The 23,622-nt window shown below is 60.7% G+C and carries 22 protein-coding genes; 10 read left to right on the top strand and 12 right to left on the bottom strand.

The window, feature by feature from the left end:
- Window positions 1-94: 94 nt before the first annotated feature.
- Both FW800_RS26950 and FW800_RS26945 read left to right on the top strand, forming a co-directional pair.
- On the top strand, window positions 95-1,372 hold the full coding sequence (locus FW800_RS26950; RefSeq protein ID WP_078820201.1) for an acetyl-CoA C-acetyltransferase: 1,278 nt from the start codon (window positions 95-97) through the stop codon (window positions 1,370-1,372).
- Window positions 1,373-1,506: 134 nt separating this feature from the next.
- Window positions 1,507-2,406: a PA4780 family RIO1-like protein kinase gene (locus tag FW800_RS26945; protein WP_005784460.1), complete on the top strand. Its 900-nt coding sequence runs from the start codon at window positions 1,507-1,509 to the stop codon at window positions 2,404-2,406.
- 142 nt (window positions 2,407-2,548) lie between these two features.
- Here FW800_RS26945 and cueR read toward each other — a convergent pair whose 3' ends face one another.
- The 3 genes from cueR to FW800_RS26930 all read right to left on the bottom strand — a co-directional run bounded on the left by cueR (window position 2,549) and on the right by FW800_RS26930 (window position 5,595).
- Complete coding sequence (cueR, locus tag FW800_RS26940; protein ID WP_003188242.1) at window positions 2,549-2,950, bottom strand: Cu(I)-responsive transcriptional regulator; 402 nt, start codon at window positions 2,948-2,950, stop codon at window positions 2,549-2,551.
- Window positions 2,947-5,148, bottom strand: a complete 2,202-nt coding sequence (locus FW800_RS26935; protein WP_248134905.1) for a heavy metal translocating P-type ATPase — start codon at window positions 5,146-5,148, stop codon at window positions 2,947-2,949. The genes cueR and FW800_RS26935 overlap by 4 nt, the downstream gene beginning before the upstream one ends.
- Window positions 5,149-5,214: 66 nt before the next feature.
- Window positions 5,215-5,595, bottom strand: a complete 381-nt coding sequence (locus FW800_RS26930; RefSeq protein WP_032878074.1) for a hypothetical protein — start codon at window positions 5,593-5,595, stop codon at window positions 5,215-5,217.
- A gap of 147 nt (window positions 5,596-5,742) precedes the next feature.
- Between FW800_RS26930 and FW800_RS26925 the strand changes: the two genes are divergently transcribed.
- Window positions 5,743-5,940 (top strand): heavy-metal-associated domain-containing protein, encoded by a 198-nt coding sequence (locus FW800_RS26925; RefSeq protein WP_446438837.1) that lies wholly within the window; start codon window positions 5,743-5,745, stop codon window positions 5,938-5,940.
- A gap of 88 nt (window positions 5,941-6,028) precedes the next feature.
- Entirely contained in the window at window positions 6,029-7,222 is a 1,194-nt protein-coding gene (locus tag FW800_RS26920; RefSeq protein WP_446438836.1) for a multidrug effflux MFS transporter, read from the top strand.
- Window positions 7,223-7,230: 8 nt separating this feature from the next.
- On the opposite strand, the gene FW800_RS26915 is transcribed toward FW800_RS26920, so the two are convergent.
- The gene (locus tag FW800_RS26915; RefSeq protein WP_216090694.1) at window positions 7,231-7,413 is read right to left on the bottom strand and encodes a hypothetical protein; all 183 of its coding nucleotides are present in this window, start codon (window positions 7,411-7,413) and stop codon (window positions 7,231-7,233) included.
- A 146-nt stretch (window positions 7,414-7,559) separates the two neighbouring features.
- On the bottom strand, window positions 7,560-8,573 hold the full coding sequence (locus FW800_RS26910; protein ID WP_446438835.1) for a zinc-binding alcohol dehydrogenase family protein: 1,014 nt from the start codon (window positions 8,571-8,573) through the stop codon (window positions 7,560-7,562).
- Window positions 8,574-8,706: 133 nt separating this feature from the next.
- On the opposite strand from FW800_RS26910, the gene FW800_RS26905 reads away from it, so the two are divergent.
- The 3 genes from FW800_RS26905 to FW800_RS26895 all read left to right on the top strand — a co-directional run bounded on the left by FW800_RS26905 (window position 8,707) and on the right by FW800_RS26895 (window position 11,928).
- On the top strand, window positions 8,707-9,636 hold the full coding sequence (locus FW800_RS26905; protein ID WP_446438834.1) for a LysR family transcriptional regulator: 930 nt from the start codon (window positions 8,707-8,709) through the stop codon (window positions 9,634-9,636).
- Between the two features lie 134 nt (window positions 9,637-9,770).
- On the top strand, window positions 9,771-10,457 hold the full coding sequence (locus FW800_RS26900; RefSeq protein WP_446438833.1) for an ArsR/SmtB family transcription factor: 687 nt from the start codon (window positions 9,771-9,773) through the stop codon (window positions 10,455-10,457).
- A gap of 100 nt (window positions 10,458-10,557) precedes the next feature.
- Window positions 10,558-11,928, top strand: a complete 1,371-nt coding sequence (locus FW800_RS26895) for an MFS transporter (RefSeq protein WP_032878067.1) — start codon at window positions 10,558-10,560, stop codon at window positions 11,926-11,928.
- Window positions 11,929-12,065: 137 nt separating this feature from the next.
- Here FW800_RS26895 and FW800_RS26890 read toward each other — a convergent pair whose 3' ends face one another.
- Complete coding sequence (locus FW800_RS26890) at window positions 12,066-13,019, bottom strand: adenosine deaminase (protein ID WP_005784479.1); 954 nt, start codon at window positions 13,017-13,019, stop codon at window positions 12,066-12,068.
- Window positions 13,020-13,212: 193 nt separating this feature from the next.
- Here FW800_RS26890 and FW800_RS26885 point away from each other — a divergent pair, with 193 nt between their 5' ends.
- Complete coding sequence (locus tag FW800_RS26885) at window positions 13,213-14,304, top strand: calcium:proton antiporter (protein ID WP_216090695.1); 1,092 nt, start codon at window positions 13,213-13,215, stop codon at window positions 14,302-14,304.
- A 73-nt stretch (window positions 14,305-14,377) separates the two neighbouring features.
- Here the strand turns inward: FW800_RS26885 and FW800_RS26880 are convergent, their stop codons facing one another.
- The 6 genes from FW800_RS26880 to FW800_RS26855 form a co-directional block, all read right to left on the bottom strand.
- Window positions 14,378-15,736 carry an 8-oxoguanine deaminase gene (locus tag FW800_RS26880; RefSeq protein ID WP_248128370.1) on the bottom strand — a complete coding sequence of 453 codons (1,359 nt, stop codon included), beginning with the start codon at window positions 15,734-15,736 and terminating at the stop codon, window positions 14,378-14,380.
- A gap of 244 nt (window positions 15,737-15,980) precedes the next feature.
- Window positions 15,981-16,667: an SDR family oxidoreductase gene (locus FW800_RS26875; RefSeq protein ID WP_005784485.1), complete on the bottom strand. Its 687-nt coding sequence runs from the start codon at window positions 16,665-16,667 to the stop codon at window positions 15,981-15,983.
- 55 nt (window positions 16,668-16,722) lie between these two features.
- Window positions 16,723-17,304: an IMPACT family protein gene (locus FW800_RS26870; protein ID WP_446438832.1), complete on the bottom strand. Its 582-nt coding sequence runs from the start codon at window positions 17,302-17,304 to the stop codon at window positions 16,723-16,725.
- Between the two features lie 14 nt (window positions 17,305-17,318).
- Window positions 17,319-17,978 (bottom strand): TetR/AcrR family transcriptional regulator, encoded by a 660-nt coding sequence (locus FW800_RS26865; protein ID WP_005784489.1) that lies wholly within the window; start codon window positions 17,976-17,978, stop codon window positions 17,319-17,321.
- An 87-nt stretch (window positions 17,979-18,065) separates the two neighbouring features.
- Window positions 18,066-19,460: a uracil-xanthine permease family protein gene (locus FW800_RS26860; RefSeq protein ID WP_078820208.1), complete on the bottom strand. Its 1,395-nt coding sequence runs from the start codon at window positions 19,458-19,460 to the stop codon at window positions 18,066-18,068.
- 87 nt (window positions 19,461-19,547) lie between these two features.
- On the bottom strand, window positions 19,548-20,468 hold the full coding sequence (locus tag FW800_RS26855) for a LysR family transcriptional regulator (RefSeq protein WP_446438831.1): 921 nt from the start codon (window positions 20,466-20,468) through the stop codon (window positions 19,548-19,550).
- 126 nt (window positions 20,469-20,594) lie between these two features.
- Here FW800_RS26855 and FW800_RS26850 point away from each other — a divergent pair, with 126 nt between their 5' ends.
- Window positions 20,595-21,944, top strand: a complete 1,350-nt coding sequence (locus FW800_RS26850; protein ID WP_103733860.1) for an aspartate aminotransferase family protein — start codon at window positions 20,595-20,597, stop codon at window positions 21,942-21,944.
- 39 nt (window positions 21,945-21,983) lie between these two features.
- Window positions 21,984-23,477: a CoA-acylating methylmalonate-semialdehyde dehydrogenase gene (locus FW800_RS26845; protein ID WP_032878059.1), complete on the top strand. Its 1,494-nt coding sequence runs from the start codon at window positions 21,984-21,986 to the stop codon at window positions 23,475-23,477.
- Window positions 23,478-23,622 lie beyond the last annotated feature (145 nt).

Raw genomic sequence — 23,622 nt, 5'->3', positions numbered from 1 at the left:
CGAAGGCTGGGGTTCAAAGGGTTGACCATCCCAGGGTAGCAGTCGTTCGACTAGGCTCAGTGATCAAGCCCATAACCGACAGAGGGAGCTTTTCATGACTCAATTGCGCCGAGTGGCGATCATTGGCGGTAACCGCATTCCTTTCGCCCGCTCCAATGGCCCTTACGCCACGGCGAGTAACCAGGCGATGCTCACCGCCGCCCTGGAGGGCCTGATCGAGCGCTACAACCTGCATGGCCTGCGCATGGGCGAGGTGGCCGCCGGCGCGGTGCTCAAGCATTCCCGCGATTTCAACCTGACGCGCGAATGCGTGCTCGGCTCGCGGTTGTCGCCGCAGACCCCCGCGTACGACATCCAGCAAGCCTGTGGCACCGGCCTGGAAGCGGCGTTGCTGGTGGCCAACAAAATCGCGCTGGGCCAGATCGAGTGCGGCATTGCCGGCGGGGTGGACACCACGTCCGATGCACCGATTGGCGTGAATGAAGGGCTACGCAAGCTGCTACTCAAAGCCAACCGCAGCAAATCCATGGCAGACAAATTAAAAATTCTGTTACAACTTCGTCCCCAGCACCTCAAGCCGGAACTGCCGCGCAATGGCGAACCGCGCACTGGGCTGTCCATGGGCCAACACTGCGAACTGATGGCCCAGACCTGGCAGATCCCGCGTGCCGACCAAGACCAGCTGGCGTTGGAGAGTCATCAAAAGATGGCCGCGTCTTACGCCGAAGGCTGGCACAACGATTTGCTCACGCCGTTTCTCGGCCTCACCCGTGACAACAACCTGCGCCCCGACCTGACCCTGGAAAAACTCGCCGCCCTCAAGCCGGCCTTCGAGCGTAGCGAAAAGGGCACGCTGACCGCCGGCAACTCTACGCCGCTGACCGATGGTGCCTCCCTGGTGCTGCTGGGCAGTGAAGCGTGGGCCAAGGAGCGGGGGCTGCCGATCCTTGCGTACCTGCGTGATGGCGAAGCGGCGGCGGTGGATTTCGTCAACGGTGCCGAGGGCCTGTTGATGGCGCCGGTGTATGCGGTGCCGCGCTTGCTGGCCCGCAATGGCCTGACCTTGCAGGATTTTGATTACTACGAGATCCACGAAGCCTTTGCTGCCCAGGTGTTGTGCACGCTCAAGGCGTGGGAAGACGCCGATTACTGCAAGACGCGCCTGGGCCTGGATGCTCCGTTGGGGGCTATCGATCGCAGCCGGCTCAACGTCAAGGGCAGTTCTTTGGCGGCAGGCCATCCATTTGCCGCCACCGGCGGGCGCATCGTTGCCAACCTCGCCAAGTTGCTGGATGCGGCGGGCAAAGGGCGGGGGTTGATTTCGATCTGTGCTGCTGGCGGCCAAGGGGTGACAGCGATTATCGAACGCTGATTGCCAAAAAAATTGGCCCATTGCATGCATTCTGAAGGGGTCAGAGGTCGGTAGCCTCTCCCACCGGCGAGCTGATTGCCGTATAACGAGTGCCACACGCGTGTTTGGTAATACAGGACCCACAATAAAAGCTGATGAAGACTCCTAAACGCATTGAACCCCTGATCGAAGACGGTCTGGTCGACGAAGTGCTGCGCCCACTCATGAGTGGTAAAGAAGCAGCTGTTTATGTGGTGCGCTGCGGCAACGAATTGCGTTGCGCGAAGGTTTACAAGGAGGCGAACAAACGAAGTTTTCGTCAGGCGGCCGAATACCAGGAAGGCCGAAAGGTCCGTAACAGCCGCCAGGCCCGGGCCATGGCCAAGGGCTCCAAGTTCGGCAAGAAAGAAACCGAAGATGCCTGGCAGAACGCCGAAGTGGCGGCGCTGTTCCGCCTCGCCGGTGCGGGCGTTCGCGTGCCCAAGCCGTACGACTTCCTTGAGGGCGTGCTGTTGATGGAGCTAGTGGCCGACGAGTACGGTGATGCAGCGCCGCGCCTGAATGACGTGGTGCTGGAGCCGGACCAGGCGCGCGAGTACCACGCCTTTCTGATCTCGCAGATCGTGCTGATGTTGTGCACCGGCCTGGTGCATGGTGACCTTTCCGAGTTCAACGTACTGCTTACGCCGACGGGCCCGGTGATCATCGACCTGCCCCAGGCAGTGGATGCGGCGGGCAACAACCACGCCTTCAACATGCTGGAGCGGGACGTGGGCAACATGGCTTCCTACTTTGGACGCTTTGCCCCGGAGCTGAAGAAGACCAAGTACGCCAAGGAAATGTGGGCGCTGTACGAAGCCGGCACCTTGCACCCGGCCAGTGTGTTGACCGGTGAGTTCGACGAACCGGAAGAGCTGGCGGACGTAGGCGGTGTGATTCGCGAAATCGAAGCGGCGCGGCTGGATGAAGAGCGTCGCCAGGCGATTCGCGCGGCAGACGATGCGCCACCGAGCAAAGTGCCGGACGAGCCACCGCCGCCGCCTTGGATGCAGTGATCTCAGGATAGATGAGGTTCAAAATGTGGGAGGGGGCTTGCTCCCGATGGCGGTGTGTCAGCGACAGATGTGTTTACTGACACTCCCTCATCGGGAGCAAGCCCCCTCCCACATTTGGGTTTGTGTTTATCCAGTTAGAGCATCAGGCACAGCAGTTCCCCGCCGCCAACTCCTTGAGTATCGGGCAATCGGGCCGATGATCGCCCTGGCAGTGCTCCATCAGGTCCTGCAGGGTGTCGCGCAGTTGCCCCAACTCGCGAATCTTGTGGTTGAGCTCGTCTATGTGCTGGCGCGCCAGGGCTTTTACGTCGGCGCTGGCCCGCTGCCGGTCTTCCCACAAGGTCAGCAGCTTGCCGACCTCTTCCAACGAAAACCCCAGGTCCCGCGAGCGCTTGATAAACGTCAGGGTGTGCAGGTCGTCGTGGCCATACACACGGTAGCCGCTATCGGTGCGATGGGCCGTTTTCAGCAGGCCGATGGATTCATAGTAGCGAATCATCTTTGCACTCAGCCCGCTGGTGCGGGCGGCTTGGCCGATGTTCATGGGCGTTGATCCTCCAGGTCCTTGGGTTTCCAGGTTTTCAACAGCAGTGCATTGCTCACCACGCTGACGCTGGACAAGGCCATGGCAGCCCCAGCCAGTACCGGGTTGAGCAGGCCGAAGGCGGCCAGGGGAATGCCGATCAAGTTATACACAAAGGCCCAGAACAGATTCTGTCGAATTTTTGCATAAGTCTTGCGGCTGATCTCCAGCGCGGCCGGCACCAGGCGCGGGTCGCCGCGCATCAGGGTGATACCGGCGGCGTGCATGGCCACGTCGGTGCCGCCGCCCATGGCAATGCCGATATCGGCAGCGGCCAGCGCCGGGGCATCATTGATACCGTCGCCCACCATGGCCACCACCCCGGTTTTTTTCAGCTCGGCAACGGCGGCAGCTTTGTAGGCCGGCAGCACTTCGGCGTGCACGTCATCGATCCCCAATGCCTGCGCAACGACCCGTGCACTGCCGTGGTTATCGCCGGTAATCAGGTGGCTGCTGATGTGCTGCGCCTTGAGTTGTTGCACCGCCTCAAGTGCGCCGGGCTTGAGGGTGTCGCCAAACGCAAACAGGCCCAGCACACGCGGTTGCGCACCTTGCTCGATCAGCCAGGACAAGGTGCGGCCTTCGGCTTCCCATTCCTTGGCGCGCTGAGCCAAATCGCCTGCGTCCAGACCGGTTTCCTCCAGCAGGCGTCGATTGCCAAGCGCCAGTGGGCGACCGTCCAGCGTACCGGCAATGCCGCGTCCGGTCAGGGATTGGCTGGCGCTCACATCGGCCACGTCCAGACCTTTCTCTTGGCAGGCATCCAGCACGGCCTTGGCCAGCGGGTGTTCACTGCCGCGTTGCAAGGCGCCGGCCTGTTGCAATAAGAGGGATTCATCGCCGTCCACCGCCGCCAGATGCGCAATTTTTGGCGCGCCGGAGGTCAGGGTGCCGGTCTTGTCGAACACTACGGCGCTCACGGCATGGGCGCGTTCCAGGGCTTCGGCATCCTTGATCAGAATACCGTGGCGTGCTGCGACGCCGGTGCCGGCCATGATCGCGGTCGGCGTGGCCAGGCCCAGGGCACAAGGGCAGGCGATCACCAGCACGGCGACCGCATTGATGATCGCGGTTTCCAGCGATGCGCCATACAACCACCAGCCCACTACGGTGATCAGTGCCAATACCAACACGGCCGGTACGAACACCTGGCTGACTTTATCCACCAGTTTCTGGATCGGTGCCTTGGCGGCCTGGGCGTCTTCGACCAGGCGGATGATGCGCGCCAGCACGCTCTCCGCGCCCAGGGCCAGGGTGCGCACCAGCAAACGGCCTTCACCGTTGATGGCACCACCGGTGACCGGGTCGCCGGGCTGTTTCGGCACCGGCAGGCTTTCGCCGCTGATCAGCGCTTCATCGGCATGGCTTTGGCCTTCCACCACCTCGCCGTCCACCGGGAAGCGTTCGCCGGGTTTGACCAGCACCAGGTCACCGTGCTTCAAGGCATTGATCGCGACGTCTTCTTCGCGGCCATCCAGCACGCGGATCGCCCGTTCCGGACGCAAGGCTTCAAGGGCGCGGATGGCGCTGGCGGTCTGGCGCTTGGCGCGGCTTTCCAGGTATTTGCCCAGCAACACCAGAGCGATGACCACCGCTGAGGCTTCGAAGTACAGGTGCGGCGTCACGCCTGGGGCGGCGGTGAGCCATTCATAGATACTCAGGCCGTAGCCGGCGCTGGTGCCGATCGCCACCAGCAGGTCCATGTTGCCGGCGCCGGCGCGTACGGCTTTCCACGCGGCGACGTAAAAGCGCGCACCCAGAATAAATTGCACCGGTGTAGCCAGGGCGAACTGTATCCAGGCCGGGAGCATCCAGTGCAGGCCGAAGGGTTCTACCAGCATCGGCAGCACCAAGGGCAGCGCCAGCACAATCCCCGCCACCAGCGCCCAGCGTTCGCGGCGCAGGCGCCCGGCCTGGTCGGCTTCGGTGGCGGTTTCGCTTTGTGGCAGGGTGGCGGTGTAGCCGGCCTTGTCGACTGCGGCGATCAACACGCTGGCATCCATCGGGCCGAGCACTTCGATATGGGCGCGTTCGTTGGCCAGGTTGACGCTCACGCGTTGCACCCCCGGCACCTTGCCCAGCGCGCGTTCGACGCGGCCGGCACAGCTGGCGCAGGTCATGCCGCCGATGGGCAAGTCAAATGTGGTGGATCCATTCATGGGGCAGTCCTCCAGAAGAAGTTGCCACTAGGATCAACCTTAACCTGTGGGGAAGGTCAAGCGTCTTCAGTATTCCAATGCGGCAGGTTTGAGGTACATGCCGTCCTGGCCCTGGGCAATACGCAATTTGCGGACATCACCGGCTTTCAACGTAATGTTCTGCGCCGCCGGCGCCAGCATCCCTGGCTGGCAGCCCGGGGACTGGCCTGGCAATAGCTTGAGGCGCAGCGACACGTTACCTGCGGGCAGATTGAACGAGGTGGCTTGTTCCTGGAACAGGCGTCCGGCCAGTTGGTCCTGAAGATACAGGCCAATTTCGCAATTGGTGGGTACTTCCAGGCGTTCGCGGGAAATGATCAGCACCGCATAATCTTCAGCGGCGAGAGCTTGGGGCGCAGCGGCAGACAAGCTCATCAGGCCGGCAAGGGCAAAAAACGACCAGCGCATGGCGAATGCTCCATGGTTCACAGCGAGGAAAGTTGAAGCTTGGCCGACGTCGCTTGCGAATACCAGCCCGGCCGATTTTTTTGAAACTTGACCTTGCCATCATGGCAAGCTTGAGACTGGGTTCAACCTCATCAAAGGAGTCATGTCATGCAAATATTCAATGTTGAAGGAATGACCTGCGGCCATTGCGTTCGATCAGTGACCCAGGCGGTACAGAGCCAGGACCCGGCAGCGAGTGTCGAAGTAGATTTGGGCACTAAAGAAGTGCGCGTGGCAAGCAGTCTGCCCTCGGATAAGGTCATCCAACTGATCACCGAGGAGGGCTACACCGCCAAACTGGCGTGATTTTTTCTGATCGTTAGCGACCTAACGTAATGTTCACGGCACCCAAGCGCGGCTAGACTGTCGAGCTGCCGACTCACTTGGGTGTCTGATGAACCTTCGCATAATCCTGATTCTGGGCGCCTTGAGCGCCTTCGCGCCGTTGGCGATCGACTTCTACCTGCCGGGCTTTCCGGCCATGGCCACGGCCTTTGCCACTGACGAAAAACATATCCAGTTAACCTTGGCGGTGTATTTCGCCGGCCTGGCTATCGGTCAATTGATCTACGGCCCGCTGGCTGACCGTTTCGGTCGGCGCGTGCCGCTGCTCAGCGGCGTCACCTTGTTTACCCTCGCATCCTTCGCCTGTGCCTACGCGCCGTCGCTGGAGTGGCTGATCGGCGCGCGTTTCGTGCAGGCCCTTGGCGGTTGTGCAGGCATGGTGATTTCCCGGGCGGTGGTCAGTGACAAGTGCGACGCGGTGGGCTCGGCCAAGGTGTATTCGCAACTGATGCTGGTCACCGGCCTGGCGCCGATCCTTGCGCCATTGGCGGGTGGGCTGATGGTCGGGGTGTGGGGCTGGCAATCGATTTTCCTGGCACTGTCGTTGTTCAGCGTGATGGCGGCTATTGCCGTGGCAGTCGGCTTGCCGGAAACCTTCCCGGCCGATCAGCCGCGCCAGCCATTGTCTGGTTCGTTGCGCCGCTACGGCTCGCTGTTGTCGGACCGCGTGTACCTGGGCTATGCCTTGACCGGCGGCATCTCGATTGCCGGGATGTTTGCCTACATCGCCGGCTCCCCCTTCGTATTTATCAAACTCTACGGCGTGCCTGCCGAGCATTACGGCTGGTTGTTCGGTTCCAACGCAGCCGGCTTTATCCTGGTGGCGCAGTTGAATGCGCGGTTGCTGGCCAAGCGTGGCCCGGCGTTTTTGCTGTCGCGTACGGTGTGGGTCTACGTGGCGGCGGCGTTGACGCTGCTGGGGATTGCCGCGCTGCGCACTGAGGCGCTGTGGCCGTTGCTGGTGCCGCTGTTTATCTGCATCGCCAGCCTGGGCTGCATTTTGCCGAACACCTCGGCCTGTGCCATGAGCGGGCAAGGCGCACGGGCGGGCAGTGCCTCGGCGTTGCTCGGGTGTATCCAGTTCGGCGTGGCGGCGGGTGCGGCGTCGCTGGTCGGCGTGTTGCATGATGGTACGGCGATGCCGATGGCCGTGGTCATCAGCTTGTGCGGCGTGCTGGCGGTAACGATTGCAATGTCGACCCAGCGCCTGCAACGGGCAAGGGCCACGCAGGCGCAGGTCTGATAGACGGGTCAGCCAGCGGCAGAGCGCTGCTGGCCGAGGGGGAAACGGTGGGGGGCCTGGATTCGCGCTTGCAGGGTGTCAACGAAGGCGCGGGCCTCGGCTTCACTGCGAAAGGTGATGGCTTCGCCGTCGAGACGAACCTGCCATTGGCTGCCTGGGGATTTTGCTGACGCTTTTATCAGGATCTTCATTGCTGACTTCCTCGCGTAAAAGACTCGTGGCAAAGGCGGCCAATATAAACCCGAATCCCCTTAAAAATATGACAAGGGTCAACTCTCAGACTAATGGTGTCGTCCATTACTTACATGAATAACGGACGACACTGACAGTCGTTTTTTCAGAACCCTTCCAGCACGATCTTGCCCTTGGCCTTGCCGCTTTCCAGCAGCGCGTGGGCACGGCGCACATTGGCTGCATTGATCACACCGAAATGCTCGCCCACCGTGGTTTTCAGGGTGCCGGCGTCGATCAGATCGGCCACGCGGTTAAGCAGGTTGTGCTGCTCGATCATGTCGGGGGTCTCGAACATCGAGCGGGTGTACATGAACTCCCAGTGCAGCGACAGGCTCTTGCGCTTGAGCTTGCTTACATCCAGCGCCTTGGGGTCGTCGATCAACGCCAGCTTGCCTTGGGGTTGCAGCGCTTCCACCAGTTGATCCAGGTGATGCTCGGTTTGGGTCAGGCTGGCGACGTGGGTCACTTGCCCAAGGCCTGCCTGTTTCAGTGCTTCGCTCAGCGGCTGGCTGTGGTCGATCACTACGTGGGCGCCCAAGGCTTTGGCCCATTCCTGAGTCTCGGGGCGCGAGGCGGTACCGATGACTTTCAGCGCCGTGAGTTGGTTGGCCAGTTGGGTCAGGATCGACCCCACGCCGCCGGCAGCGCCGACGATCAGCAGGCTCTGGCCGTGATCTTCCTGGCCTTCGGGTATTTGCAAACGTTCAAACAGCAGCTCCCACGCGGTGATGGCGGTCAACGGCAGCGCGGCCGCTTCGGCAAACCCCAGGCTTTTGGGCATATGGCCGACGATGCGTTCATCGACCGTATGCAGTTCGCTGTTGCCTCCTGGGCGCACCAGGGAGCCGGCGTAGAACACCTTGTCACCGGCTTTGAACAGCGTCACATCGCTGCCGACCGCCTTGACCACACCGGCCACGTCCCAGCCCAACACCTTGGCGTCGCCATTTTCCGGGGCGACGTTGTGGCGCACCTTGGTGTCCACCGGGTTGACCGAGATGGCTTTGACTTCCACCAGCAGGTCGCGCGGGCCGGCCACGGGCTCCGGCAGCTCTATATCTTGCAGGGATTTTGGATCATTGATCGGCAATGACGTGTAGTAGGCAATGGCTTTCATGAGGGCTCCGGTAAAAGGTCTGAGTGATATAGCTAAGAACGGGATGGGCAGATGATTGGCTATTTCCTACGCAGATAAAAGCGGCTAAAACAGCAGTCTGTTTCAACCAAATTTTGATAATGGGCGGAATTCCATGCTGCGTTTTGATGATTTGCAGTTGTTTGTACGTGCCGCGGACCTGGGCAGCCTGTCGGCGGCGGCACGGGTGATGGACCTGTCACCGGCAGTGGCCAGCGCCGCGCTCAAGCGTATCGAACAGCAGCTGGGCACGCGTTTGCTGGCGCGCTCCACCCGCAGCCTGCGCCTGACTGCCGAAGGCGAGGGCTTCCTGGAATATGCGCGTGCGTCATTAAGCGCGCTGGACGATGGCCGGCGCTTATTGGCCAGTGGCCAGGATCATGTGAGCGGCGTGCTGCAATTGTCGGCGCCGTCGGATTTTGGTCGCAACCAGCTGTTGCCGTGGCTGGATGAGTTCCAGCAGCAACACCCGCAACTGAACGTGCGCCTGTTGCTGGGCGATCGCATTGCCGACCTGTTCCGCCAGCCAGTGGACATAGCCCTGCGCTATGGTGAACCCGAAGATTCCAGCCTGGTGGCTCTGCCCATCGCCCCGGACAATATTCGTGTGCTGTGCGCCGCGCCGAGCTACCTCGCCCGGCATGGCGAACCCCAGCATCTGGAGCAACTGGCCCAGCACAATTGCCTGCTGTACATGCTCGGCAGCCGGGTGCATGACCATTGGGGGTTTTATGATGGCAAGCGCCACGTGAGCCTGACAGTCAGTGGTGACCGGTTCAGTGATGACGCCGATGTGGTGCGGCGCTGGGCGGTGGCGGGCATGGGCATCGCTTACAAATCCTGGTTGGATATCAGCACCGACGTGCTGGCCGGGCGCTTGCGTTTGATCCTGCCGCAGCTGCAGGGCGAGCGCACACCGCTCAACTTGCTATGTGCCCATCGTGCGCAATTGAGCAAACCCATCAATCTGCTGCGGGAGATGCTCGTGTCCCGCTGTGCGACCTTGGCGGCGCAACGACCGGGGCGAACGGCGACTGGGCAATAGCCTGCGTAATGATCGGAAATTTCACTCATACCCTGTCCTGATCCGAGCTGTCGGAGGCCGCGGAACCTGCTGCGTGCGCACCTATACTTTGGCGTCAACCGCAGCAGAAAAATGGTCTTACAGGGAGTGAATACATGGAAGCAGCACCTTGCATCAGTCAGATCGCCAGCTTGCTTGCCGAGCCCAAACGCACGGCCATGCTCTGGGCCCTGATGGACGGTTCGGCGAAGTCTTCAGAAGAGCTGGCAACGCTGGCCGGGTTGTCGCCGGCGTCGGCCAATGCCCATTTGGCGCGGCTGACCGGCAGCGGTCTGCTGCGGACCGAGGCCCGACGTGGCAAGCGCTTGTTTCGCGTGGCGGCTGCGGATGTGAGTGCCGCCATTGATGCGCTGGCCAGCACCACCATGGCCAGCGCGGCGCGCAGCACACCGCAAGCCTTGCCGCCGGCACTGATGGCACCGCAGTTGTTGCGCCGTGCCCGCTGGTGTCACGGCCATCTCGGCGGCGAGTTGGCGGCGCAGTTGTATCAACGGATGCTTGAGGCCGGATGGTTCGAGCGCCATGAGCAGCGTACCGAGGTTACGGTCAAGGGCGCGCAGCATTTGGCGGACCTGGGGATTTTTATCCAGGCCCTGGCAGCGCCGCTGGTGTGCGACTGTTTCGACTGGAGCCAGCAGCAACCGCATCTGGGCGGAGCATTGGGGGCGGGGTTGATGCAGCTGTTTCTGCAGGCCAACTGGATCAGCGTGATCAACGAGTCGCGTGCCTTGTCAGTCAACGATGCAGGGCTCAGGGAGATCAGCCGGCTGGCGGCACGTTAAGCGCGTCGTTCAGAGCTGCAATCAGGTCGCATCCAGCAATAGCCAGGACAAACGATGCCGCACACTCGCCAAGGGGATTTTTCATACGGGGGGATGCGGCATGGTCAGGCAGGGTTATAGCGCAGCGCAGCGGCTGGAACGGTTGCCCATCAGCGGTTACCACCGAGTCATCTTCATCATCATTGCCTTGGCGTTTTTCTTCGACTCCATGGACTTGGCAATGATGACCTTTCTGTTGGGCTCGATCAAAACCGAGTTTGGCTTGAGCACGGCCCAGGCCGGGTTGCTGGCCAGTTCGAGTTTTTTCGGCATGGTTGTGGGTGCTTCTCTTTCTGGAATGCTCGCGGATCGCTTTGGGCGCAAACCGGTGTTTCAGTGGAGCATCGTGTTGTGGGGCGTTGCCAGTTACCTGTGCTCCACGGCGCAGACGGTGGAGGCGTTGACGTTGTTTCGGATCCTGTTGGGCATTGGCATGGGCATGGAGTTTCCTATTGCTCAGTCGATGCTGTCGGAGTTGATTCCCGCCAAACGGCGCGGGCGTTACATTGCGTTGATGGATGGTTTCTGGCCGTTGGGCTTTGTAGCCGCCGGGGTGCTGTCGTACTTCCTGCTGCCGGTGATTGGTTGGCGCGACATCTTCCTGGTGTTGGCGGTACCGGCGGTGTTTGTGTTGGCCATCCGCTTCTTTATTCCGGAGTCGCCGCGTTGGCTGGAACAGGCCGGGCGCCACGAAGCGGCGGACAAGGTATTGCTGGGTATCGAGCAGAAGGTACGCGACTCCCTGGGCCGCGCCGATTTGCCGGAGCCGATGGCCCTGCCATGGGTAGAGAGTACGCCAGGTACATTCTTTTCCGCGTTCCAGCAGCTGTGGTCGGCGCAGTACCGCCAACGCACGATGATGATCTGGAGCGTGTGGTTCTTTGCCTTGCTCGGGTTCTACGGGCTGACGTCGTGGTTGAGCGCGCTATTGCAGCAATCGGGTTTCGCCGTGACCCAGTCGGTGTATTACACGGTGATCATTTCCCTGGGCGGGATCCCCGGCTTTTTGATGGCGGCCTGGCTGGTCGAGCGCTGGGGGCGTAAACCGGTGTGCGTCGTGACGCTGCTGGGTGGCGGGGTGATGGCGTTTCTGTATGGGCAAAGTGCTGTGTTTGGCGGCAATGTGGCCCTGCTGATCACCTCCGGGTTGTTGATGCAGTTTTTCCTGTTTGGCATGTGGGCGGTGCTGTACACCTACACGCCGGAGCTATATCCCACTTCGGCGCGAGCTACAGGTTCCGGATTTGCGTCAGCAATTGGCCGCGTAGGCTCGTTGCTGGGGCCGTTGGTGACCGGGTTGGTATTTCCGATAACCGGGCAGGGCGGGGTATTTGCCTTGGGGGCGTTGTGCTTTGCCGTGGCGGCGCTGGTGGTGTGGGTGTTCGGGATGGAGACCAAGGGCAAGACGCTGGAAGAGCTCACCCAAATCTAAAGGTCAGCGCAAAACCTATGTGGGAGGGGGCTTGCTCCCGATGAGGGAGTGTCAGTAAACACATCTGTGACTGACCCACCGCCATCGGGGGCAAGCCCCCTCCCACATTTAGCCTGCATTCGTTCAATGATGGCCGGTTATGGCTTTACGAGCCGCGCATCCAGGCTGTTCTGCGCCAGGCGTTTGGCCTGGTCCTGGGTCATGCCCAGGGAGGTATGCAGCGCGTGGAAGTTCTCGGTGACATAACCGCCGAAGTAGGCCGGGTCGTCCGAGTTCACGGTGACTTTCACGCCACGTTCGAGCATGTCGAGGATGTTGTGCTGGGCCATGTCGTCGAACACGCAGAGTTTGGTGTTGGACAGCGGGCATACCGTCAGCGGGATCTGTTCGTCGATGATGCGCTGCATCAAGCGTTCATCTTCAATGGCACGCACGCCGTGGTCGATACGCTGGATTTTCAGCAGGTCGAGCGCTTCCCAGATGTACTCGGGCGGGCCTTCTTCGCCGGCGTGGGCGACGGTGAGGAAGCCTTCGTGGCGGGCACGGTCGAACACGCGCTGGAACTTGCTCGGCGGGTGACCCATTTCCGAGCTGTCCAGGCCCACGGCCACGAACGCGTCACGGAACGGCAGGGCCTGGTCGAGAGTTTTCTCGGCTTCGGCTTCGCTCAGGTGGCGCAGGAAGCTGAGGATCAAGCCGCTGGTGATGCCCAGTTGCTGCTCGCCATCTTTAAGCGCAGCGGCGATGCCGTTCAGCACGACTTCGAACGGGATGCCACGGTCGGTGTGGGTTTGTGGATCGAAGAACGGTTCGGTGTGGATCACGTTTTGGGCTTTGCAGCGCAGCAGGTAGGCCCAGGTCAGGTCGTAGAAATCCTGGGACGTGCGTAGCACATCGGCACCTTTGTAATACAGGTCGAGAAACTCTTGCAGGTTGTTGAAGGCGTAGGCCTTGCGCAGGGTGTCGACGTCGTTCCACGGCAGCGCAATCTTGTTGCGCTCGGCCAGGGCGAACAGCAACTCAGGCTCCAGCGAACCCTCCAGGTGCAGGTGTAGTTCAGCCTTGGGCAGGGCGTTGAGCCAATCGTACATAGTTAAAATCTCATCAGGTGCAATGGCGGCATTCTACAGGCCATGGCTGAAATAATCGGCAAAACCTGACCAGCAGGAGAGTATTTGTGTCACTCACGCAAGGGTGAGCTGAACTAAGGTGTAACGAAACGTTAGCGGCTTGGCGCAGTCTGTACCCCATCAATGACTGATTCGCTGCACGAAAAGGCCCGTAATGCTCACACACTTCAAGCAAGAAAAATTCATGCTGCTGGCGCTGATTGCCGCCATTGCGGCTTATCCGCTGGAGCACTGGATGCTCCACAGTGGGCAACTGGTGGCCCTGCTGGCCGGTGCTGCGCTGATCGCGTTTATCGTAATGGCCTCAATGCGCGTAGCCCACCACGCCGAGCAGTTGGCAGAAAAGGTTGGCGACCCCTACGGCACCATGATCCTGACCCTCGCGGCCGTATTGGTGGAAGTGGTGATCCTGGCGATCATGATGAGCAACGAGCCATCGCCCACCCTGGTGCGCGATACCATTTACTCGGCGGTGATGCTGGATATCAACGGTATTCTCGGCCTGGCCGCCTTGATGGGGGGCATCAAGCATGGCGAACAGTCCTACAACGATGACTCGGCGCGCACCTACAGCGTGATGATCCTCACCGCCATGGGCGTGTCGATGGTGGTACCGGAATTTATCCCCGAGGCCGATTGGAAAATTTACTCGGCCTTCACCATTGGCGCGATGGTGGTGCTCTACACCTTGTTCCTGAGGATGCAGGTAGGCCCACACAGTTATTTCTTCAGCTACAGCTACCCGGAAAAACGCCGCAAGAAATCAACCGAAGAAGAACACACACCGCCCGTTAACCTCGCGTTCTCGATAGGCACGTTGGTGTTTGGCGTGATTGTGATTGGCGCGTTGGCCGAGGTGATGTCCAAAACCCTGGATCTGGGCCTGGAAGGCACGGGCGCGCCGCCGGTGATCACGGCGATTGTGGTGGCGGCTATCTCGGCCGCGCCGGAAATTCTGACGGCATTGCGCGCTGCATTGGCCAACCGTATGCAGTCGGTGGTGAATATCGCGTTGGGTGCTTCGTTGTCTACGGTGATCCTGACGGTGCCGGTGATGGAAGCCATGGCGCTCTATAGCGGCCAGCCGTTCCAGATGGCGATGACGCCGGTGCAGACGGTGATGGTGTTTATCACGCTGATTGTCAGCGCGATCAACCTCAACGATGGCGAGACGAATGCCATTGAAGGGATGACTCATTTTGTGTTGTTTGCGACTTTTATCATGTTGTCGCTGCTGGGGCTGTAACTGTTTTTGATGACGCCGTAGACCCAATGTGGGAGCGAGCAGGCCCCCTCCCACATTTTGATCGGCGTCTGGCTCAGGTGCCGGCGATGAGTTGGCGCGCCGCCTGGGTGTGATCGGCGATCAAGCCTTTCAGGTCCAGGCCTTCGACTTGGCCGTCGATCACCCGCCACTTGCCGCCGATCATCACTCGATCCGCCCGATCTGCACCGCACAACAGCAGCGCTGAAATTGGATCGTGGCTACCGGAGAAGCGCAGTTCATCGAGTTTGAACAATGCCAGGTCAGCCTGCTTGCCTACGGCCAATTCACCGATGTCCGTTCGGCCCAGCAACTGTGCCGAACCTTTGGTTGCCCAGCCCAGCACGCCTTCTGGGGTGATCTTTTCTGCGCCATAACGCAGGCGCTGAATGTACAGGGCCTGACGCGCTTCAAGGATCATGTTCGAGGCATCGTTGGACGCCGAGCCGTCCACGCCCAGCCCGATGGGCGCGCCGGCGGCAAGCAGGTCCAGGGTCGGGCAGATACCGGAAGCCAGGCGCATGTTGGAGCTTGGGCAATGGCAGATCCCCGTACCGGCGGCGCCCAGGCGTGCGATTTCATCCGGGTTGAAGTGAATGCCATGGGCCAGCCAGGTGCGTGGGCCGAGCCAGCCGACGCTGTCGAGATAATCCACGGTACGCAGGCCGAAGCGTTGCAGGCAGAAGTCTTCTTCGTCGAGGGTTTCCGCCAAGTGGGTATGCAGGCGCACATCCAGGCGGTTGGCCAATTCGGCGCTGGCTTGCATGATCTCGGGGGTGACGGAAAACGGCGAGCACGGAGCCAGGGCAATCTGAATCTGCGCGCCGTCACCCCGCTCGTGATATTCGCGGATCAGGCGCTGGCTGTCGTCAAGAATGACCTGGCCTTGTTGCACGGTCTGCTGCGGTGGCAGGCCGCCATCGGCTTCGCCCAGGCTCATGGAGCCGCGGGTGAGCATGGCGCGCATCCCCAGTTCGCGCACGCTGGCTACCTGCACATCAATGGCGTTTTCCAAACCATCGGGGAACAGGTAGTGGTGGTCGGCCGCCGTGGTGCAGCCCGACAGCAGCAATTCAGCCAGGGCGACTTTGCTGGCCAGGGCGAGTTTTTCCGGGGTAAGCCGCGCCCATACCGGGTACAGCGTTTTCAGCCAGGGAAACAGCGGCTGGTTGACCACCGGGCCCCAGGCGCGGGTGAGGGTTTGATAGAAATGATGGTGAGTGTTGATCAGCCCGGGCAGGACTACATGTTCGCGAGCATCGAACACCTGCGTGCAGGGTTGTGCCGGTTCTTGGCCCTGGGCCAGTAATTCGGTGATCACACCGTCTTGCAGCACCAGGCCGCCACGGGCGTCGAGGCCATTGGCAGTGAAAATCGCGAGGGGGTTTTTTAACCAGATACGGGTCGCAGGCATTGGCCGGCTCCTCTGAATGATGGGTTCAGGTTTGCCAGCTCAGTGTTGCCCTGTCTGCTGATCCAGGGTCGCCGGGGAGGGCGAGGGGGCTAGATTACGTGTAGTTCATTACGGGGTCTAGCTGTAGGAGTAGGTACAGAGTGGGAGGGGGGCTTGCTCCCGATAGCGGTGGACCAGTCCACACAGCATTGACTGACACTCAGCCATCGGGAGCAAGCCCCCTTCCACAGGTTGATCGGTGTATTTACCAGGCGATGGTGTCGCCCTTGTAGTCCACGAAGTGATGGCCGCCCTTGCCGGTGTAGGCATTTACTTGATCCACCAGGCCGCGCACGCTGGTGTCGACGTCGATATGTGCGTTCTCTCCGCCCATGTCGGTTTTCACCCAGCCCGGATGCAGCGACAGAACCGTCGGCTTGTGGTCGCCCAACTGGGTGATAAAGCTGTTGGTCATTGAGTTGAGGGCAGCCTTGCTGGCCTTGTACAGCGCCAGGTCCGAACCGTCGGGAATGGTCACGCTGCCCAGCACCGAACTCATGAACGCCAGCACGCCGGTGTCTTTGCGGATCTGCCCGACAAAGCGCTGGGCCAGGTTGATCGGCGCCACGGCGTTGGTGAAAAACAGCTGGCCGACCTCTGCGAGGGTGGCGTGGCCTGGCTCCTGGTTCGCCGGGCCCTTGACGCCAGCGTTGACGAACAGCAGGTCGAAGGTGCGGTCTTTCAAGCGTTGGGCCAGGGCGATCACGGCTTGCTGATCGTCCATATCCAATTTCTCGATCTGCACCGGGCCCACAGCTTTGAGGGCATCGGCCTTGTGCGGATCACGCACGGTGGCGGTGACGTCCCAGCCATCCTGGAGCAGTTGCTTGACCAGGCCAAGGCCCAGCCCGCGCGAGGCGCCGATGATCAGTGCGGTTTTTGGCGTAGACATGAAGGCTTCCTTTGAAGTCGCGGTTCAGGGAGTTCAGCGCCTAACAGTAGCAGTTTCAGCGTTGCAGCAGGATGCGCCCACGGCTCAGGTCGGCGAGCTGGGTTTGCAGGGTGTCGATGTGTGCCCCTGCCAGTGCAAGGTGTAGCTCCACGCCGTTGGCGGTGAAGGTTTCTTCCAGCACTAAACCGCCGAGTTCGGCGACGCGCAGCTTCACCAGGTTCAGCTCGGAGAACCCACAGGCGCAGCTCAGGGGCACACGGCTGATCAGTTCGATACGCTCGGCATTTTGCAGGCATTTGTTTGCGCCACCACCGTAGGCACGGGCGAGTCCGCCCGTACCCAATTGAATGCCGCCGTACCAGCGGATCACCAGCACCGCGACCTGATCGAACCCCTGGGCCTCGATAGCCGCGAGGATCGGTCGCCCGGCGGTGCCACCGGGTTCGCCGTCGTCGTTGCTGCGGTATTGATCGCCCAGCTTCCAGGCCCAGCAGTTGTGCGTGGCGTTCAGGTCGCTGTGCTGCTCGAAAAACGCCTGGGCGTCCTGCGGGCTGGCGATCGGCACCGCCAAGGTGATAAAGCGGCTTTTGCGTATTTCTTCACGAAACTCACAAAAGCCTGTCAGCGTAAAAGACATAACTCGCTTCGTTTTTATAGGGCCGGCTTGATGCCGCAGCCTTTGAGAATGATATGGATCAGGTTGGTGCCGGCGTCTTCCATGTCCTGCTTGGTCAACTTGGTGCGACCGGTGACTCGGCAGATCTGGGTGGCGAAGTCGGCGTAGTGCTGGGTGCTACCCCACAGCAGGAAGATCAAGTGCACGGGATCGACGGGGTCCATTTTGCCGGCGTCGATCCACGCCTGGAACACCGCGGCTCGGCCACTGAACCAGGCGCGATAGTCCTGACCGAAATATTCGGTGAGGCATTCGCCGCCGCTGATGATCTCCATGGCGAAGATCCGCGAGGCTTGTGGTTGGCGCCGCGAGAACTCCATCTTGGTGCGGATGTAGCGCGCAAGCGCCACGGCCGGGTCATCCTCGGCGGTCAGCGCGTTGAAGGTGCTGTCCCATAATTCGAGGATATTGCTGAGCACCGCGATATACAGGCCCAGCTTGTTGGTGAAGTAGTAGTGCAAGTTGGCCTTGGGCAGCCCGGCACTGGCAGCGATGGTGTTCATGCTGGTGCCTTTGTAGCCATGGCGGGCGAATTCATCTTCAGCAGCCTGGAGAATAGCTTGTTCGTTCTTTTGCCGAATGCGGCTGGCGGGTTTACCGGCGTGGTTGCTGTGGGCAGGAACTTCGAGGCTCATGGAGGTTTCCGTGCTGATCGATAAAGGCGACGTGTGCACAGATAACCCACCCTCAAGCCTCAGACAAGTCCCGATGCAATAAAACCGTCAAAGCGGCTCCAGGCTTTCGCTTTGCGCTGTTGGGTTTGTAGCGCATGTACTCGCCTTGGCTTCGGGCAGCAACAGGCACAATACGATGGCGGTGAGGCCGCCGCTGGTGATGGCCGAGTCGAACAGGTTCTGTACCAGTGTCGGCATCAGGTGCAGCAAGTTGGGTTGAGCGGCGATACCCAGGCCGACGCCAAACGAGGTGGCAATGATCAACATGCTGCGTCGATCCAGCGGCGCCTGGGCGAGGATACGCACGCCGGCGGCGGCCACGCTGCCGAACATCACCAGGGTCGCGCCGCCCAGCACCGGCTTGGGGATTTGCTGCAGTACGGCGCCGATCAATGGAAACAGGCCCAGACAGAACAGCAGCACACCGATATACAAACCGACGTAACGGCTGGCCACGCCGGTGAGCTGGATCACGCCATTGTTCTGGGCAAAGGTGGTGTTGGGGAACGCGCTGAAGGTGGCGGCAATCATGCAGCTCACGCCATCGCCCAGCACGCCGCCCTTGAGCCGGCTTATATAAGATGCACCGCTGATGGGTTGGCGGGCGATCATGCAATTGGCCGTGAGGTCGCCGACGGTTTCGATGCTGCTGATCAGATAAATCAGCGCAATCGGCAGGAAAGCGCTCCAGTCAAAGTTGAAACCAAATCGGAACGGCATCGGCAGGCTGATCAAGGGCAAGTCGGGCAGGGCTTGGGGCACCAGTTTACCGCTGAACCACGCCGCGAGGCTCCCCAGGGCCAGGCCGATGATAATGGCGCTCAAGCGTACCCACGGGGTATTGGAGCGGTTAAGCAGGATGATTGTCAGTACCACGAACAGGCCGAGTGCCAGGTTCGCAGGGGCGCCGAAGTCTGGCGCATTAAAACCGCCGCCGAGGTCGGTAATCCCCACTTTGATCAGGCTTATGCCGATCAACGTGATGACGATCCCCGTTACAAGGGGGGTGATGACACGACGCAGTTGGCCGATGAAGCGGCTCAACACGATCTGTACCGCCGCGCCGAAGAAGCACACGCCGAAGATCATCGCCAGAATGTCTTCCGGGCTGCCGCCGCGTTGCTTGACTAGAAAGCCTGCCGCCAACACCGCGCCGAGAAACGCAAAGCTAGTGCCTTGCAGGCAGATCATGCCGGCGCCGATACCATACGGCCTGCGTGCCTGGATGAACGTGCCTACGCCGGACACCATCAGCGCCATGCTGATCAGATAGGGCAGGTGGGCGGTGAGGCCGAGCGTGGAGCCGATGATCAGCGGCGGAGTAATGATGCCGACGAACGCCGCCAGCACATGTTGTAGTGCTGCCAATAGAGCGGGCAGTGGTTTGGGGCGGTCGTTGAGGCCGTAGATCAGGTCGCTGGGGCTGGCAGATTCTGGTGGCATGGCGGGTAGACTCGAGGCGGACGGTTCAAGGTCCTTGTGCCTTGCAAAAAGCTGTCCATGTGCTCAGCTTTTTGCGTGAGGCCCGAGTTAGAGCGTCGCGGCCAGGCTTTCAAGGAAACTTTCCAGCACCAAATGAGGGCGCCGGCCTTTGCGCGTGACCGATGCCAGGCTCAAATCGTAAAAACGTGTAGCCGGTTTCAGCGCGCGCAGTCGGCCTTGTTGCACCCACAGGCTGGCGTAGTGATCGGGCAAGTAGCCGATATAGCGGCCAGTGAGGATCAGGAACGCCATGCCTTCACGGTCCGAAGCGCTGGCCGTGCAGTTGAGCGCCTGGTAGTGGGCCTGGATCTCTGCGGGGAGGCGAAAGGTAGGGGCGATGGCGTCCTGGCTGTCGATGCGCTCGTCATCGAGTTGTTTGTTGTCGGCATAAAACAGCGGGTGCCCGACCGCGCAATAAAGCAGTGAGCGCTCGCTGTACAGCGGTTGGTATTCCAGACCCGACAGGGCGCTGGCCTGGGGCACCACGCCGACATGCAGGCGGCCATCAAGTACACCTTGTTCTACTTCATTGGGGGCGATCATGCGGATCTGGATCTGCACGTCCGGGCCGCGTTCCTTCAACTGCGCCAGTGCGTGGGTGATGCGCATATGCGGCAGGGTGACGAGGTTGTCGGTGAGGCCGATGATCAACTCGCCGCGCAAATGCTGGTGCAGGCCGTTGACCTCGGTGCGAAAGCTTTCCAGGGCGCTCAACAATTGCAGGGCTGACTGATAAACCTCGCGGCCTTCCTCCGTCAGGGAAAAACCGGCGCGGCCGCGTTGGCAAAGTCTGAGGCCGAGCCGCTGCTCCAGGTCGCTCATCTGCTGGCTGATGGCCGAGCGGCCGATGCCGAGCACGGTCTCTGCCGCCGAGAAGCCGCCGCATTCCACCACGCTGCGAAAGATGCGCAGCAAGCGAATGTCGAAGTCGCTGACTTGGGCCAAAGGGTCGGGACGACGGCTGCTCATAGTTTAGTGAGGTCCTGACTGAAGGTTAGAAGAGTTGGATTTCACCGACTTTATCCCCGTGGCAATTTAGCTGCAACTAAGCTTTCTCAATCCCGACGCTGCCTTTTGCCTTGCGAGGTTTTGCTGATGAACATGCCCGAAAACGCCCCATCGACCCTGGCCAGCCAACTCAAGCTGGATGCGCACTGGATGCCCTACACCGCCAACCGCAACTTCCAGCGCGACCCGCGCCTGATCGTGGCCGCTGAAGGCAGTTGGTTGACCGATGACAAGGGGCGCAAGGTTTATGATTCGTTGTCGGGCCTGTGGACCTGTGGCGCCGGGCATACGCGCAAGGAAATCCAGGAGGCGGTCGCCAAGCAATTGGGCACCTTGGACTACTCCCCAGGCTTCCAATACGGTCATCCGTTGTCCTTTCAGTTGGCGGAAAAGATCACCGACCTGACCCCAGGCAACCTGAATCATGTGTTCTTCACCGATTCGGGCTCTGAATGTGCCGATACGGCGGTGAAGATGGTGCGGGCCTACTGGCGCCTCAAAGGTCAGGCCACCAAGACCAAGATGATTGGTCGCGCCCGTGGTTACCACGGTGTGAACATCGCTGGTACCAGCCTGGGCGGTGTGAACGGTAACCGTAAGCTGTTTGGCCAGGCGATGATGGATGTCGACCACCTGCCTCACACCTTGCTGACCAGCAACGCCTTCTCCCGGGGCATGCCGGAGCAGGGCGGTATTGCCTTGGCCGATGAGTTGCTCAAACTGATCGAACTGCATGACGCGTCGAACATCGCAGCCGTGTTTGTCGAGCCGATGGCCGGTTCCGCTGGCGTATTGGTGCCACCGCAGGGTTATCTCAAGCGCCTGCGCGAAATTTGCGACCAGCACAATATCCTTTTGGTGTTCGACGAAGTGATCACAGGCTTTGGCCGCACCGGCTCAATGTTCGGTGCCGACAGCTTCGGCGTGACCCCGGACCTGATGTGCATCGCCAAGCAAGTCACCAACGGCGCTATTCCGATGGGCGCGGTGATTGCCAGCAGCGAGATCTACCAGACCTTCATGAATCAGGCGACGCCGGAATACGCCGTGGAATTCCCCCACGGCTACACCTACTCGGCGCACCCGGTGGCTTGCGCGGCGGGCTTGGCGGCATTGGACCTGTTGCAGAAAGAAAACCTGGTGCAGAGCGTAGCCGAAGTCGCACCGCACTTTGAGAATGCGCTGCACGGTTTGAAGGGCAGCAAGAATGTGATCGACATTCGCAACTACGGCCTGGCCGGTGCTATCCAGATTGCCCCGCGTGATGGGGATGCCATCGTGCGTCCATTCGAGGCCGGCATGGCATTGTGGAAGGCCGGTTTCTATGTGCGTTTTGGCGGCGACACCCTGCAGTTCGGGCCAACCTTCAACAGCAAGCCGCAGGACCTGGACCGTCTGTTTGACGCGGTCGGCGAAGTGCTGAACAAGATCGATTGATTTCTCCTTCTATATAGAACAATTTTTCAGGAGCCCTGCATGAGCCTTATCCAGCATTTGATCAACGGTGAGCTGGTCAACGACAGCGGTCGTAGTGCCGACGTCTATAACCCGTCTACCGGCCAGGTGATTCACCAGGTGCCGTTGGCCAGCCGTGAAACCATTCAACAGGCGATTGACTCAGCCAAGGCGGCGTTTCCGGCCTGGCGCAATACGCCTCCGGCCAAGCGTGCCCAGGTGATGTTCCGTTTCAAGCAGTTGCTGGAGCAAAACGAAGCACGTATCTCGCAGTTGATCAGTGAGGAGCATGGCAAGACTCTGGAAGACGCGGCGGGTGAACTCAAGCGTGGGATCGAGAACGTGGAGTACGCGTGCTCGGCACCGGAGATTCTCAAGGGCGAATACAGCCGCAACGTGGGGCCGAACATTGATGCCTGGTCGGACTTCCAGCCGCTAGGCGTGGTGGCGGGTATCACCCCGTTCAACTTCCCGGCGATGGTGCCGTTGTGGATGTACCCGCTGGCGATTGTGTGCGGTAACTGTTTCATCCTCAAACCTTCGGAGCGTGATCCGAGTTCTACGTTGTTGATCGCGCAACTGTTGCAGGAGGCTGGGCTGCCTAAAGGCGTACTGAGTGTGGTGCACGGCGACAAAGGCGCGGTGGACGCATTGATTCAAGCGCCGGAAGTTAAAGCCTTGAGCTTTGTAGGCTCGACGCCGATTGCCGAGTACATCTATAGCGAAGCGACCAAGCGCGGCAAGCGTGTGCAAGCGTTGGGCGGGGCGAAGAACCATGCGGTGCTGATGCCGGATGCAGACCTGGACAACGCCGTGAGTGCCTTGATGGGCGCGGCTTATGGCTCTTGCGGCGAGCGTTGCATGGCGATTTCGGTGGCGGTGTGCGTGGGCGACCAGGTGGCGGACGCGTTGATCGCTAAGCTGGTGCCGCAGGTCAAGGCGTTGAAGATCGGCGCGGGCACCTCCTGTGGCCTGGATATGGGCCCGTTGGTGACGGGGCAGGCACGAGATAAGGTCAGTGGCTATATAGAAGAGGGTGTTTCGGCGGGTGCAGAGCTGGTCGTTGATGGTCGCGGCTTGAGCATTGCCGGGCATGAACAAGGATTTTTCCTTGGCGGCAGTCTGTTCGACCGCGTTACCCCCGAGATGCGGATCTATAAAGAAGAGATCTTTGGGCCAGTGTTGTGCGTGGTCCGGGTGGATAGCCTGGAAGCGGCGATGCAACTGATCAACGATCATGAATACGGCAACGGTACCTGCATCTTCACGCGTGACGGTGAAGCAGCGCGGCTGTTCTGTGATGAGATTGAGGTCGGCATGGTAGGGGTTAACGTACCGTTGCCGGTGCCGGTTGCATATCACAGCTTCGGTGGCTGGAAGCGCTCTCTGTTTGGCGACTTGCACGCCTATGGGCCGGACGGGGTGCGTTTCTATACCCGTCGCAAGGCGATCACTCAGCGTTGGCCGCAACGGGCCAGTCATGAAGCGTCGCAGTTCGCCTTCCCTAGTCTGTAAGACTCGATAAGCGAAAGCCGGCCCCCTTGGGGCCGGCTTTCGCGTTTCTAAGGCATTTTCGACCGATATGACAGAAATGTGAAAAAGAAGGTTGACGGCAGATTCTGGAAGCCTATAATTCGCCCCACTTCCGGCGCAGTCGAAG

It is taken from the genome of Pseudomonas sp. 910_23, from assembly GCF_052850795.1.
Note: the sequence above shows the minus strand (reverse complement) of the source record. Positions and strands in the feature narration are given on the sequence as shown.

Coding starts and splice junctions, on each gene's coding strand:
- FW800_RS26910 (WP_446438835.1), bottom strand. CDS start 8,573: ATGAAAGCCATTGCCTACTACACGTCATTGCCGATCAATGATCCAAAA.
- FW800_RS26880 (WP_248128370.1), bottom strand. CDS start 15,736: ATGCCTGCGACCCGTATCTGGTTAAAAAACCCCCTCGCGATTTTCACT.
- FW800_RS26885 (WP_216090695.1), top strand. CDS start 13,213: ATGCTCACACACTTCAAGCAAGAAAAATTCATGCTGCTGGCGCTGATT.
- FW800_RS26930 (WP_032878074.1), bottom strand. CDS start 5,595: ATGCGCTGGTCGTTTTTTGCCCTTGCCGGCCTGATGAGCTTGTCTGCC.
- FW800_RS26950 (WP_078820201.1), top strand. CDS start 95: ATGACTCAATTGCGCCGAGTGGCGATCATTGGCGGTAACCGCATTCCT.
- FW800_RS26920 (WP_446438836.1), top strand. CDS start 6,029: ATGAACCTTCGCATAATCCTGATTCTGGGCGCCTTGAGCGCCTTCGCG.
- FW800_RS26865 (WP_005784489.1), bottom strand. CDS start 17,978: ATGAGCCTCGAAGTTCCTGCCCACAGCAACCACGCCGGTAAACCCGCC.
- FW800_RS26890 (WP_005784479.1), bottom strand. CDS start 13,019: ATGTACGATTGGCTCAACGCCCTGCCCAAGGCTGAACTACACCTGCAC.
- FW800_RS26905 (WP_446438834.1), top strand. CDS start 8,707: ATGCTGCGTTTTGATGATTTGCAGTTGTTTGTACGTGCCGCGGACCTG.
- FW800_RS26875 (WP_005784485.1), bottom strand. CDS start 16,667: ATGTCTACGCCAAAAACCGCACTGATCATCGGCGCCTCGCGCGGGCTG.
- FW800_RS26855 (WP_446438831.1), bottom strand. CDS start 20,468: ATGAGCAGCCGTCGTCCCGACCCTTTGGCCCAAGTCAGCGACTTCGAC.
- FW800_RS26870 (WP_446438832.1), bottom strand. CDS start 17,304: ATGTCTTTTACGCTGACAGGCTTTTGTGAGTTTCGTGAAGAAATACGC.
- cueR (WP_003188242.1), bottom strand. CDS start 2,950: ATGAACATCGGCCAAGCCGCCCGCACCAGCGGGCTGAGTGCAAAGATG.
- FW800_RS26895 (WP_032878067.1), top strand. CDS start 10,558: ATGGTCAGGCAGGGTTATAGCGCAGCGCAGCGGCTGGAACGGTTGCCC.
- FW800_RS26850 (WP_103733860.1), top strand. CDS start 20,595: ATGAACATGCCCGAAAACGCCCCATCGACCCTGGCCAGCCAACTCAAG.
- FW800_RS26845 (WP_032878059.1), top strand. CDS start 21,984: ATGAGCCTTATCCAGCATTTGATCAACGGTGAGCTGGTCAACGACAGC.
- FW800_RS26900 (WP_446438833.1), top strand. CDS start 9,771: ATGGAAGCAGCACCTTGCATCAGTCAGATCGCCAGCTTGCTTGCCGAG.
- FW800_RS26860 (WP_078820208.1), bottom strand. CDS start 19,460: ATGCCACCAGAATCTGCCAGCCCCAGCGACCTGATCTACGGCCTCAAC.
- FW800_RS26935 (WP_248134905.1), bottom strand. CDS start 5,148: ATGAATGGATCCACCACATTTGACTTGCCCATCGGCGGCATGACCTGC.
- FW800_RS26945 (WP_005784460.1), top strand. CDS start 1,507: ATGAAGACTCCTAAACGCATTGAACCCCTGATCGAAGACGGTCTGGTC.
- FW800_RS26925 (WP_446438837.1), top strand. CDS start 5,743: ATGCAAATATTCAATGTTGAAGGAATGACCTGCGGCCATTGCGTTCGA.
- FW800_RS26915 (WP_216090694.1), bottom strand. CDS start 7,413: ATGAAGATCCTGATAAAAGCGTCAGCAAAATCCCCAGGCAGCCAATGG.